The organism is Serratia sp. CY74737, from assembly GCF_052166775.1.
Classification (GTDB): Bacteria; Pseudomonadota; Gammaproteobacteria; order Enterobacterales; family Enterobacteriaceae; genus Serratia; species Serratia ureilytica.
In genome coordinates, this window is the sequence record NZ_JBJNOF010000004.1 from 14,211 (window position 1) to 26,532 (window position 12,322).

9 protein-coding genes are annotated in these 12,322 nt (G+C 57.5%); 3 read left to right on the forward strand and 6 right to left on the reverse strand.

Annotation, left to right across the window (positions count from 1 at the left end; translation table 11 throughout):
- Positions 1-30: 30 nt before the first annotated feature.
- The gene (gene galU / locus ACJ8PE_RS06235; protein WP_197793109.1) at positions 31-930 is read right to left on the reverse strand and encodes a UTP--glucose-1-phosphate uridylyltransferase GalU; all 900 of its coding nucleotides are present in this window, start codon (positions 928-930) and stop codon (positions 31-33) included.
- Between the two features lie 642 nt (positions 931-1,572).
- Between galU and ACJ8PE_RS06240 the strand changes: the two genes are divergently transcribed.
- Entirely contained in the window at positions 1,573-3,156 is a 1,584-nt protein-coding gene (locus tag ACJ8PE_RS06240; RefSeq protein WP_033642457.1) for a TerC family protein, read from the forward strand.
- Positions 3,157-3,187: 31 nt separating this feature from the next.
- Here ACJ8PE_RS06240 and dcuC read toward each other — a convergent pair whose 3' ends face one another.
- The 4 genes from dcuC to udk form a co-directional block, all read right to left on the reverse strand.
- On the reverse strand, positions 3,188-4,540 hold the full coding sequence (gene dcuC, locus ACJ8PE_RS06245) for an anaerobic C4-dicarboxylate transporter DcuC (RefSeq protein WP_197793110.1): 1,353 nt from the start codon (positions 4,538-4,540) through the stop codon (positions 3,188-3,190).
- Positions 4,541-4,713: 173 nt separating this feature from the next.
- Positions 4,714-6,546, reverse strand: coding sequence for an outer membrane assembly protein AsmA (asmA, locus tag ACJ8PE_RS06250; protein ID WP_197793111.1), 1,833 nt, complete (start codon positions 6,544-6,546; stop codon positions 4,714-4,716).
- Between the two features lie 44 nt (positions 6,547-6,590).
- On the reverse strand, positions 6,591-7,172 hold the full coding sequence (dcd, locus tag ACJ8PE_RS06255) for a dCTP deaminase (protein ID WP_019454407.1): 582 nt from the start codon (positions 7,170-7,172) through the stop codon (positions 6,591-6,593).
- Positions 7,173-7,297: 125 nt separating this feature from the next.
- The gene (udk, locus tag ACJ8PE_RS06260) at positions 7,298-7,939 is read right to left on the reverse strand and encodes a uridine kinase (protein WP_033642454.1); all 642 of its coding nucleotides are present in this window, start codon (positions 7,937-7,939) and stop codon (positions 7,298-7,300) included.
- Positions 7,940-8,171: 232 nt separating this feature from the next.
- Between udk and ACJ8PE_RS06265 the strand changes: the two genes are divergently transcribed.
- The gene (locus ACJ8PE_RS06265; protein WP_197793113.1) at positions 8,172-8,801 is read left to right on the forward strand and encodes a phosphatase PAP2 family protein; all 630 of its coding nucleotides are present in this window, start codon (positions 8,172-8,174) and stop codon (positions 8,799-8,801) included.
- A gap of 44 nt (positions 8,802-8,845) precedes the next feature.
- Here ACJ8PE_RS06265 and apbC read toward each other — a convergent pair whose 3' ends face one another.
- On the reverse strand, positions 8,846-9,958 hold the full coding sequence (gene apbC / locus ACJ8PE_RS06270; protein ID WP_197793114.1) for an iron-sulfur cluster carrier protein ApbC: 1,113 nt from the start codon (positions 9,956-9,958) through the stop codon (positions 8,846-8,848).
- Between the two features lie 159 nt (positions 9,959-10,117).
- On the opposite strand from apbC, the gene metG reads away from it, so the two are divergent.
- Positions 10,118-12,145, forward strand: coding sequence for a methionine--tRNA ligase (gene metG, locus ACJ8PE_RS06275; protein ID WP_099783548.1), 2,028 nt, complete (start codon positions 10,118-10,120; stop codon positions 12,143-12,145).
- Positions 12,146-12,322 lie beyond the last annotated feature (177 nt).

Genomic DNA, 12,322 nt, shown 5'->3' on the forward strand with positions numbered 1-12,322 from the left:
TTCAATCTTGTGAACGTACTCAGCCACATGTTAGTTGTTATTCAAGGCCAGCTTCAACCATCGCGAGAAATCTTCACCTTCTGTGGCATGGCGTAGACCGTATTGCACAAAGGCCTTCATATAACCCAGTTTATCGCCGCAGTCGTGTGATTTACCGCTCATATGGAAGGCTTCCACTATTTGCTCATCCATCAGCATGGCGATAGCGTCGGTCAACTGGATCTCATCGCCCGCGCCTGGAGGCGTCTTCTCGAGCAGCGGCCAAATAGCAGCGGAAAGCACGTAGCGCCCCACAACAGCCAGGTTAGATGGCGCTTCCTCGCGTGCGGGTTTTTCCACCACTGCCGACATCGGCGCACTTTCGCCTGCAACCAGTGCTACTCCCGCACAATCCACTACGCCATATTTTGACACATCCTGCTCTGGTACCGGTTCAACCATGATTTGGCTGCACCCTGTAGCCTCAAAGCGTTGGATCATTTTAGCCAGGTTTTCTTTACGAAGATCCGCGGTTGCATCATCCAACAACACATCTGGCAACAAGACGACAAAAGGGGAATCCCCTACCATGGGTTTCGCGCACAATACCGCATGCCCGAGCCCTTTCGCTTGCCCCTGACGCACCTGCATCACGGTCACATCCGGCGGGCAAATGTTTTGCACTTCAGCCAGCAGCTGGCGTTTTACACGCGCTTCCAGCACGGCTTCCAACTCGAAAGAAGTGTCAAAATGGTTTTCAATCGCATTCTTGGACGAATGAGTGACCAATACGATGTCTTTGATACCAGCGGCAACACACTCGCTAACGATGTATTGGATAAGTGGCTTATCGACCACCGGCAACATTTCTTTAGGGATCGCCTTGGTTGCCGGCAACATACGAGTTCCTAAACCCGCCACTGGGATCACAGCTTTCAGTCTTTTCCGCATTTCCACTTCCACAAGCAATTAGCTGATTTATATAGTATAAATCACACATTTTAGGCAAAGCATGGCAACGCAAACTATTCGATCAGACACGCTACCGCCCTTGGCTTATAGCTGCCAAAACGCTGTTATGAAAATTCCTGTCGCAATCCAATGAACGCTAAGCACGTTTCTGTACATGACAAAGAGCGCGCATCACACGTTGATATTTCGCAGCTTGAAGAACAACAAGAATCTATGCCCTTATAACCAAAAAACGCGAGTTATCTTGGCTTATATGGCTAAGATTCTTATACTATTGACTTGCTGATACAAGCCTTAGATACCCGTGGCTAGGTGTTTTCAGAATAAGACTACTAACTCGCTGGACCCATGCAAATAATAGCATAAGAAACCTATTTCAATACGTTGATATTATTGATATTTAAAGCATGTATCTTTTATGAACAACCCAGTTAACATTCTCATGTACCGTTTCTCCGTGATGCCAGCTACACCTGAATGTGCTTTGAAATATTGGGTACTTTTTCTGCCGAAATAACCTGTTTTCATCCACTTCCTCTGATTCAAGTTGAATTTTGCCGCCTCAGCGCCCATCATTCCCGTGCGGCATAAGCCGTAGAACTTACAGGTGAAATTGGGCGTATGGAATGGATCGCTGATCCAACAATTTGGGCCGGCCTGGCCACATTGGTCGTGCTGGAAATCGTTCTGGGCATAGACAACCTTGTCTTCATCGCCATTCTGGCGGATAAACTACCAAAACAACAAAGAGATAAGGCTCGTGTCGTCGGTCTGTTGCTGGCGCTGGTGATGCGTCTGGCGTTGCTCGCCTCCATCTCGTGGCTGGCGACGCTGACCAAACCGATGTTCATCGTTGCAGAACACCCCTTCAGCGGCCGCGATCTGATCATGCTGGTCGGCGGCATATTCCTGCTGTTCAAAGCCACCATGGAGCTGAACGAGCGGCTGGAGGGCAAGGATGAAGAGCAGCACGGCACACGCAAAGGCGCGCGCTTCTGGCCGGTGGTAGCGCAGATCGTGGTGCTGGACGCCGTCTTCTCGCTCGACTCGGTGATCACCGCGGTCGGCATGGTCGACCACCTGGCGGTGATGATGATCGCGGTCTGTATCGCCATCGGCCTGATGCTGCTGGCCAGCAAACCGCTAACGCGCTTCGTTAACGCTCACCCGACTATCGTCATTCTGTGCCTGAGCTTCCTGCTGATGATCGGTTTCAGCCTGGTGGCGGAGGGCTTCGGCTACCACATTCCGAAAGGCTATCTCTACGCGGCGATCGGCTTCTCGGTGATGATCGAAGCATTGAACCAACTGGCGCAGTTCAACCGCCGTCGTTTCCTGTCTAAGGTGCGGCCGCTGCGCGAACGTACCGCCGAGGCGGTGCTGCGCATGCTGAGCGGCAAACATGAAGAAGCCGAGGTCGACAGTCATTCCGCCAATCTGCTGGCCGACAGCGACAGCGAAAACGGCGAGATCTTCAATCAGCAAGAGCGGCGCATGATCGAACGCGTGTTGGGCATGGCGCAGCGCACGGTCAGCAGCATCATGACCTCGCGTCACGACGTCGAATACCTTGAGCTGAACGATCCGCAGGAGAAGCTGACGCAATTGCTGGAGCGCAATCAACACACGCGCATCGTGGTGGTAGAAAGCAGCGCCAGCGATGAGCCGTTGGGCGTTATCCACACTATCGACGTTCTCAAACAGCAGCTGGCGCAGGCGCCGCTGGATCTGCGCGCGCTGATACGCCAACCGTTGATCTTCCCGGAGCAGCTCACGCTGTTGAGCGCCCTTGAGCAATTCCGCCAGGCACAGACGCACTTTGCCTTTGTGGTCGATGAGTTCGGTTCCGTCGAAGGCATCGTCACCCTGACGGACGTGATGGAAACCATCGCCGGCAACCTGCCGGAGGCCGGCGAAGAGGTGGATGCACGCCACGACATTCAGCAAAACGAGGACGGCAGTTGGACCGCCAACGGCTATATGCCGCTGGAAGATCTGGTGTTGTACCTGCCGATGCCGTTGGAAGAAAAGCGTGAATACCACACGCTGGCTGGGCTGCTGATGGAACATAGCCAGCGCGTGCCGCAAGAAGGCGAACAAATCACGATCGGTGACTACCTGTTCGAGCCGTTGGAGGTCAACAGCCACCGTATCCTGAAAGTGAAAATCACCCCGCCTCCCCCACCGGAGGACTACGAGGTTTAACATTGAGGCCGGGCATTGCCCGGCCTTGGTTTTACTGGGGAACCAGCAACTCCGTCGCCACGATCACCACCACCAGCCCGACAATCACCGGCACCGAAGTGCGCTTCACCACGTCGAACGGTGAGATTTTCGCCATGCCGGAGACCGCCACCACCACGCCGGAGACCGGCGACAGCGTGCGGCCGAGGTTAGACGCCTGCAGCATCGGGATCACCAGATAAGCCGGATTAACGCCCATTTGCGCCGCCAGTTTCGGGATCAGTTCGACAAACGCATAGAACGGCGCATTGCCGGAGCCGGTGGTCATGGCCGCCAGCATGGTGATCACCACCAGCACCAACATCATGATCAAACCGCCGGTGCCGAACGACTGCGCCAGCCCGATCAACCCGCTGATAAAGCCGACGGTGCTCAACCCTTGCGCGAAGACCCCGGCGGCCACCAACAGCATGACCACGCTGGCGAATGCGTCGGCCATGCCGCGATAGGCCACTTCCAGGCCGCTGAATACCTGTTTCGCGCTGAAACTGCGCACGAACTCAATCAATGCCGCCAACAGTATGCAACCCACCAACACGGTAATGATGTGCAGCTCCGGTCCCCATTTGCCGTCGAAAATCAGCACGCCGAGGATCGGTGTAAACGGCAATATCGCGTAAAATCCCGGCGCATGGGTTTTGATTTCGCTGACGTCCATGATGTGATGCTGTTCATTGCTCTTTCTGTCGAGATAACGCTGCCAGAAAAAATGCGCTACAGCCATGCAGACAATGGCGGCAATCGAGATAGGCAACGTGGTTTTGAACGCAAAGTCCACCAGCGGCATCTCCGCCGCTTTGGCCGCCAGCACCACGTCACCGGACGTCGGCGCCAGAATAATCGCCGCCGGCGAAGCGCAAATGGCAGCCGCCGCGCCGCGGCTGATGCCCACGTTCACCATCAACGGGAACAGCGTCGCCATCAGCAGCACGCCGAGGCCGGTGGCGGAAGAGACCGCCAGCGACATCAGGCAGGCGACAAAATACGCCGCCACCATCAGCAGATAAGGCGAATTGATCATCTGCAGCGGACGAGAAGCCAGCTTGACGACCACGTCGTTGGCGCCGATATGCGTCATGTAGGCGGCAAAGCCGCACAGCATCATGATCATCATGCCGAGATCGCCGCCGCGGCTCATCAGCAAAATCTTGACGTATTCGATTATGTCGGTCGCTCGCCAGCCGGTAGAAACCGCGCCGGAGGGCAACAGCGTTTTCCCCATCAGGGCGCTCATGCCGAGCAGCAGCAGCCCCCCCACCAACAAGACGCCGGTAGCGGAATATCCCTTGATAATGTAACGGCCCACGCCCGCCGCGACTGCGGCGCCAATAAGGAGCTCTATCATGTTTCCTCAACTCGTCATGTTTTCGCGCTCAAGCGCACAGTACTAGCAAAACTGGTCTCTACTCTGCACAAACTGAGCAGAGGTCTTCATGACCTTCATCAAGGTAACGGAGAGAAATTATCGCGGGAACCTCGATATTGACGCGGGCCACAATGTGGCCCGCATCGGAGGGATTACAGCTTGTCGAGCAGCTTCTTCAGATCCTGACCTTCGCGCGAATCCTTGTTCTTTTCAGCCCATTTGTTCAGCGCATCTTTAGCCCGATCCTGCAGCGTTTTACGCAACACCTGATCGACCTGCAGTTGATAGTTGAGCTGTTGCCACGGCCCATAGACCCGCAGCGGGATCGGCGTTTTTTGCAGTTGCTCGATCAGCTCGCCGCGCCCTTGCCATCCGCCGGTGACGCGCACGTTAAGCGCCATATCGCACTGTTTGCCCGGCATATCGATGCTGCCGGCGCCGGTCAGCGCCAGCAAAGGAGAATCCGCCGTCAGACCGCTGAGCTTGATCGTGCCCTGATTCAGACTGGCCTGCGCCGAGACGTTTTTGACCTCGGTATAACGCTGATAGCTGTCTTGCCCGCGCACGCTGTTATCGTTGCGCGCCACAGCCTGCTGGATCAGTTGCTGAATGTTCAGGCCATGCAGCTGCGCATCCTGCATCGCCAGCTGCGCCGTACCGCGCCAGCGGCGCTCAAATGACTGTGAAGAGAGGCGATCGCCGGTCAAATCCCCTTTCATGCTGAATTTGCCGGTCAACATCTGCGGCATGTCGAAGGCTTTGAGCACCGTGCCCAGTTCAACCTGGTCCAGCGCCGGCTGCACGCTGATCACCGGTTTATTGCCGCGCGCGTCCAGCGAGCCCGGCAAGGAGAAATCACCGCCGGCCAATTGTCCGGCGAGTTTATGCAGCGTCAGCAGTCCGCGTTGGTTGTCCGCCACGACGGCCAACTGAGTGACGTTCATACCGCGATAGGTCAACTGCGCGGCCTGCAGATTCAACTGCGCATTGAAATCGCGCAGCGCCTCTAAATTCTGCTGCCGATCGTCAACCTGGCTGGCGATCACCGGCGCGGAAGTCACGGCGGGTTGTTCGGCGGTATTGGTGCTGGATTGCCAGCCGGAGAGCGCATCGAGATCGAGGTTAGCCGAATTGAGGTTCACCACATAGCCGGGCACCGCCCCCAGCGTGGCGCTGATATCGCCGGTCAATTGGCTGTTATTGGCACTGACGCTCAGCTGGCTGACGGCAATCTGCGCCGGCGTCTGCTGATAGACCACCTGCGCATTGCCCTCTCCCTGAATACCGCCGTTCGGAATGTCCGCACCCGCCAGTTGATAATTGAACTGGGTGACTTTGGCGCCAATCTGGCGAGGGAACTGCTGCAAGTCGACATCGGCCGCCATGCTGAAGGTCAGGTCGCGTTGATCGCGGTTGACCCGGCTGGAAAGTTCCAGCTGCGCTTGCCGCGTCTGCGTTTGTTGCAGGGTGAGATTGATATCCCGGACATTGATTTGCTCATTGTCGGCGCGCTGCCAAATCAGCAGACTGTCCACGACCCGCAGATTATCGATATCGAACTTCCAGGCCACGTCTGTCGCGTCTGTGCCAGTGCCGGACGGCGCGATCGGGGCATCCATCTGCGAATGCTCTTCGCTATCGGGCGTGAGGCGAATGACGGCGTTTTTCAGCATCACCTGTTTCACAAACAGCTGATGCGACAGCAGAGGCAACAGTTTGACATCGAGGCGCATATTTTCCGCGCTCACCACCGGCGCTTTCGCGCCCGGCGCGGTCAGCGTCATGCGCCCGGCCAAAATGCTGAGCTGCGGCCAGATATGCCAGCGCAGGTCGCCTTCGAGCGTCAGCTGATAGCCGCTCTTCTGCTCGACCTTTTTGACCATGTAACCGCGAAAATCATTCGGATTGACCAGCAGTACCAGCGCGCACATCCCCGCCACCACCACCACCAGTAAAATCGCCAATGTCGTCAGTAATCTTCTCATGCCACCCTCTTGTCAGCGCCACACCGACGGTGCATCCCGCGCCGTTAGTCCTTGTCGATTCGACTGGCTACTGCGCCCTGCTGATCGCGATACTTCGCGTCCTGACGGCTGTTGTATGGCCGGGCCGCCGGGCCGGACAACGGTTCAAAGCTCAAGGCGCCGATCAGCATCCCCGGCCGCAGCGCCAGCGGCAGTTTGCCGGAGTTGTAAAATTCCAGCACGATGCGTCCGTGCCAGCCCGGATCGATACGGTGCGCAGTGACGTGCACCATCAACCCCAGGCGCGCCAGAGAAGAACGGCCGTCGAGCCAACCCACCAGATCGTCCGGCAGCGTCACGGATTCGAACGTCACCGCCAGGGCGAGCTCGCCGGGATGAAGGAAAAACGCCTCGCCTTCCGGCAGGACAATTTCGTCGCTCATCACGCGATCCAACGCAGCGCTGACTTCGTCTTTCGGCCCGCTGAGATCGATAAAAGGCGCGGTATGGCCGCTGAACACGCGGAACTGGTTGCCCAAACGGACATCTACTGTGGCCCCGTTGATGCGTTCGAGCGGCGGACGCGGGGAAATCACCAGTTTCTCGCTATCCAGCCAGGCTTCTATATCGCGGTCGCACAGTCTCATGTCTCTCTTCTCCATCAAAACGCGTAACTAAACAAAAATTGCCACACAACGGGCGAAAGGTCTACGCCGGGGTGCAAATAGTTGGCCGCCGGCCGGAAATACACATTTCCGGCCATTAAGCGGTATTATTCAAAGAATTGGCTGATTTTGGCTTTCAGAATATCGATCGCGATGCGGTTTTTGCCGCCGCGCGGGACGATGATATCGGCGTATTGTTTGGAAGGTTCGATAAACTGCAGGAACATCGGGCGCACGGTCTTCTGGTATTGCGCCATCACCGAATCCATTGAGCGGCCACGCTCGTTGACATCGCGCTTCATGCGGCGCATCAGGCAGATATCCAGCGGCGTGTCGACGAAGATCGAGAAATTCATCTCCTGGCGCAAGCGGATATCCGTCAGCAGCAAGATCCCTTCCAGAATAATGACTTTTTTAGGTTTCAGGTGAACGGTTTCTTTCTTGCGCGTGTGCTCGGTGTAGCTGTACAGCGGCAGTTCGATCGCTTTGCCGGCCTTCAGCATCTGCAAATGCTGGAACAGCAGGTTGTGATCCATGGCGCTCGGGTGGTCATAGTTGGTTTTAACCCGTTCTTCCATGGTCAGGTGACTCTGGTCTTTATAGTAACTGTCTTCTGGAATAACGCCGATGTGCTCATCGCCGACCTGCTCGCGGAGTTCGCGGTACAACGTGCTGGCAATAAGGCTTTTTCCGGAGGCAGATGCGCCAGCTATACCAATAATGACGCACTGATGCGGATTGTCAGTCATAAAATTAAAGACCTGATTTCGTAATGTGAAGGGAGGGAACTAAAACGCGACAATTATAGGGAGTCGTCGGGGTTTGCGCCACTGTATATTACGCGACGGCGGGCGAATTCAGGCTATCGCGCCGTACCGGCGATATGACATTTTAAGAATCTCACGGCTAGGGCAATGCCCCGCAACAGGTTACACTTCTGTGCTGACCTAGGGACCCCGTAGTCTTTCATCGGAGAATGATGTGCTGGATTGGTATTTTTTGACTTTTTTCGGCGACAGTATGCTGCTGCTGCCCTGCGCGCTGATTCTGTTTTTGTTGCTGATCGTGTTTCCCGCCACTCGCGCGGCAGGCTGGCAATGGGCGCTGATCTTCGGTTTCACCGGCGGGCTGGTCTGCCTGTCCAAGTTGGCCTTTATGGGCTGGGGCATTGGTAGCGCAAGTTATGACTTCACCGGATTCAGCGGCCATTCGGCCCTCGCCGCGAGCATCTGGCCGCCGCTGCTTTGGGCTTTAACCGGTCGATTTTCCCATCCGGTGCGCAGCATCGCGTTGTTGACCGGGTGGATATTGCCTTTCACCATCGGCGTGTCGCGCTTGGAGATCCGCGTGCATTCCGTATCCGAGGTGATCAGCGGGCTGATTTTAGGCTACCTGGCCAGCGCGCTGTTTTTATGGCTGCAGCGAGGGAAAACGCGACCACAGCTTGCCTGGCCGCATTTGGCCATCGCGCTGGCCTTGCCGTTGGCGCTGATGGGGCAGCGGCAGCCGGCGCCCACCCAGGGATTGCTGGAACATATCGCCAAAACGCTGGCGCAGATCGAACGCCCTTATATCCGTGCCGACCTGCACAACCCTGCCCGCATCCTATAAAAAACCCGGCGCTTAAGCCGGGTTCTTTCACTACCGCAAACAGATTACAGCGCGCGGAACGCAATCTCCGTCGGGATCGCCTCGCCCTGCCAATACATCTGCGCGGCCACGCGGCCGGCGAGCTGGCGATACCTCTCGGCGAATTCGCTCTCCGGGCGGCTGATCACCGTCGGCGTACCGCGATCCAGATCTTCACGCAGCGAGATATGCAGCGGCATTTGCCCCAGCAGACGGCTGTTATATTTCTGCACCAGCTTCTCGGCGCCGCCGGTACCGAAGATCGGCTCATGGTGGCCGCAGTTGCTGCAGATATGCACGCTCATGTTCTCGACAATGCCCAGTACCGGCACATGCACTTTCTCGAACATTACGATGCCTTTGGCGGCATCCAGCAAGGCGATATCCTGCGGCGTGGTGACCACCAGCGCGCCTGTCACCGGAATGTTTTGCGACAGCGTCAGTTGGATGTCACCGGTGCCCGGCGGCATGTCCAGCACCAGGTAATCCAGATCCGGCCACAGCGTATCCTGCAGCAGCTGCATCAACGCCTTGCTGGCCATCGGGCCGCGCCACACCATGGCGTTGTCGTCGGTCACCAGATAACCGATGGAGTTGGTCGCCAGCCCGTGCGCCATGATTGGTGCCATATGCTGACCGTCCGGCGAGGTCGGCCGCTCATGTTCGGTGCCCAGCATGTTGGGGATCGACGGGCCGTAAATGTCGGCGTCCAGAATGCCGACCTTGGCCCCTTCGGCGGCCAGCGCCAGCGCCAGGTTGACGGCGGTGCTGGATTTCCCCACTCCGCCTTTTCCGGAGCTGACGGCGATGATGTTGCGCACGCCTTTGATCCCGGCCTGCGCGTTGGCGCGCTTCAGCGTCGTGATATCGTGTTTCAGCTTCCAATCGATGGTGCCGGCGCCGGTCACGCGCAGCAGTTCGGGGCCGACGCTCGCCTGCAGCGCTTCAAAACCGCTCTGCCAGGCAAAGGGCATCGTCAGTTCGATATGCAGTACATCGTCCAGCAACGCGCAGTGATGGATAGCCTTCAATGCGGTCAGGTTGTTTTTCAACGTCGGGTGTTCAAAGGCGGCCAGTACACCGGTCACCAGGGCGCGCAGAACTTCGGGGTTGGTCTGCTCAGGGGATTTTGCGTTCATCCCGGCTCCTTGATTTTGAATGGGTAGCTTCCGGCTAAGCATACCAGAACTGCGCGGCGGCTGGCGCGTATAACCTGTAAGAAACCGCCCTAGCAGCGAAGGGCGCGATCGGTTAACATCGAAGGCCCTTTTATTCATTACAGAAAGCAAGTTCTCACTATGGCTCAAGTCGCGAAAAAATTATTGGTGACGTGCGCGCTACCGTACGCAAATGGTTCCATCCATCTCGGCCACATGCTCGAGCACATCCAGGCGGATATCTGGGTGCGTTACCAACGAATGCGCGGCCACGAAGTGCATTTCATCTGCGCGGACGACGCGCACGGCACGCCGATCATGCTGAAAGCGCAGCAACTGGGCGTTAAACCGGAAGAAATGATCGCGGAGATGAGCCAGGAGCACCAACAGGATTTCGCCGGCTTTGGCATCAGCTATGACAACTATCATTCGACCCATAGTGATGAAAACCGTGAGCTGTCCACCCTGATTTACAGCCGCTTGAAAGAAAACGGGTTTATCAAGAACCGCACCATTTCTCAGCTGTACGATCCGGAGAAAGGCATGTTCCTGCCGGATCGTTTCGTGAAAGGCACCTGCCCGAAATGCAAATCGCCAGACCAGTACGGCGACAACTGCGAAGTGTGTGGCGCCACCTACAGCCCGACGGAACTGATCGATCCGAAGTCCGTGGTTTCCGGCGCGACGCCGGTGATGCGCGACTCCGAGCACTTCTTCTTCGACCTGCCGGCCTTCAGCGAAATGCTGCAGGCGTGGACGCGCTCCGGCGCGCTGCAGGAGCAGGTAGCGAACAAGATGCAGGAGTGGTTCGAATCCGGCCTGCAGCAGTGGGACATCTCCCGCGATGCGCCTTACTTCGGCTTCGAAATCCCGGATGCGCCGGGCAAATACTTCTACGTCTGGCTGGACGCGCCGATCGGCTACATGGGCTCCTTCAAGAACCTGTGCGACAAGCGCGGCGATCTGGACTTCGACGAGTTCTGGCGCAAAGACTCCACCACCGAGCTGTACCACTTTATCGGCAAGGACATCGTCTACTTCCACAGCCTGTTCTGGCCGGCGATGCTGGAAGGCAGCCAGTTCCGCAAACCGACCAACCTGTTCGTGCACGGTTACGTGACGGTGAACGGCGCCAAGATGTCCAAGTCGCGCGGCACCTTCATCAAGGCCGGCACCTACCTGCAGCACCTCGACGCCGACTGCCTGCGCTATTACTACGCCGCCAAGCTCTCTTCACGTATTGACGACATCGATCTCAATCTGGAAGACTTCGTGCAGCGCGTCAATGCCGACATCGTCAACAAGGTGGTGAACCTGGCTTCGCGCAACGCCGGCTTTATCAACAAGCGCTTCGGCGGCAAGCTGGCCGACACCCTGGCCGATCCGGCGCTGTACCAGACCTTCGTCGACGCGGCCCAGAGCATCGCCGAAGCCTACGCCGCCCGCGAGTTCAGCCGCGCAATCCGCGAAATCATGGCGCTGGCCGATTTGGCCAACCGTTACGTGGATGAGCAGGCGCCGTGGGTGGTGGCGAAGGAAGAAGGCCGCGACGCCGATCTGCAGGCCATCTGCTCGATGGGCATCAACCTGTTCCGCGTGCTGATGACTTACCTTAAGCCGGTGCTGCCTTCGCTGACCGAACGCGCCGAAGCGTTCCTTAACGCCGAGCTGAGCTGGGACGCGATCCCGCAGCCGCTGCTGGGCCATCAGGTGAACGCGTTCAAAGCGCTGTTCAACCGCATCGATCTGGACAAGGTCAACGAGATGGTCAGCGCCTCGAAAGAAGACATGGCCGCCGCCAAGCCGGTGACCGGCCCGCTGGCTGACGATCCGATCCAGGAAACCATCACCTTCGACGACTTCGCCAAGGTCGACATGCGTATCGCCCTGATCAAGAGCGCCGACTTTGTCGAGGGCTCCGACAAGCTGCTGAAGCTGCAGCTGGATCTGGGCGGCGAATCGCGCCAAATCTTCTCCGGCATTCGCTCCGCTTACCCGGATCCGAAAGCGCTGGAAGGCCGTCTGACCATCATGGTCGCCAACCTGGCGCCGCGTAAAATGCGCTTCGGCGTGTCAGAAGGCATGGTGATGGCGGCGGGCCCAGGCGGGAAAGAGATCTTCCTGCTGAGCCCGGACAGCGGCGCGCAGCCTGGCATGCAGGTCAAGTAATCGCGCAGATGCGCGGCGTAGGGAGGGTCGAGCTTGCTCGGCCCTTTTTTATTGCCCCAACCCCCACGTTATAAGCATGAAGAAAAAGTCATAACCGCCCTGATTCCCCTGCCCGCCGCATCCGGCTATGATGCTCCGAAACCCAAAATAGACGTCCAGACAGAAAGACTGCTATAA

Coding starts and splice junctions, on each gene's coding strand:
- dcuC (WP_197793110.1), bottom strand. CDS start 4,540: ATGATAGAGCTCCTTATTGGCGCCGCAGTCGCGGCGGGCGTGGGCCGT.
- apbC (WP_197793114.1), bottom strand. CDS start 9,958: ATGAACGCAAAATCCCCTGAGCAGACCAACCCCGAAGTTCTGCGCGCC.
- galU (WP_197793109.1), bottom strand. CDS start 930: ATGCGGAAAAGACTGAAAGCTGTGATCCCAGTGGCGGGTTTAGGAACT.
- metG (WP_099783548.1), top strand. CDS start 10,118: ATGGCTCAAGTCGCGAAAAAATTATTGGTGACGTGCGCGCTACCGTAC.
- udk (WP_033642454.1), bottom strand. CDS start 7,939: ATGACTGACAATCCGCATCAGTGCGTCATTATTGGTATAGCTGGCGCA.
- asmA (WP_197793111.1), bottom strand. CDS start 6,546: ATGAGAAGATTACTGACGACATTGGCGATTTTACTGGTGGTGGTGGTG.
- ACJ8PE_RS06240 (WP_033642457.1), top strand. CDS start 1,573: ATGGAATGGATCGCTGATCCAACAATTTGGGCCGGCCTGGCCACATTG.
- dcd (WP_019454407.1), bottom strand. CDS start 7,172: ATGAGACTGTGCGACCGCGATATAGAAGCCTGGCTGGATAGCGAGAAA.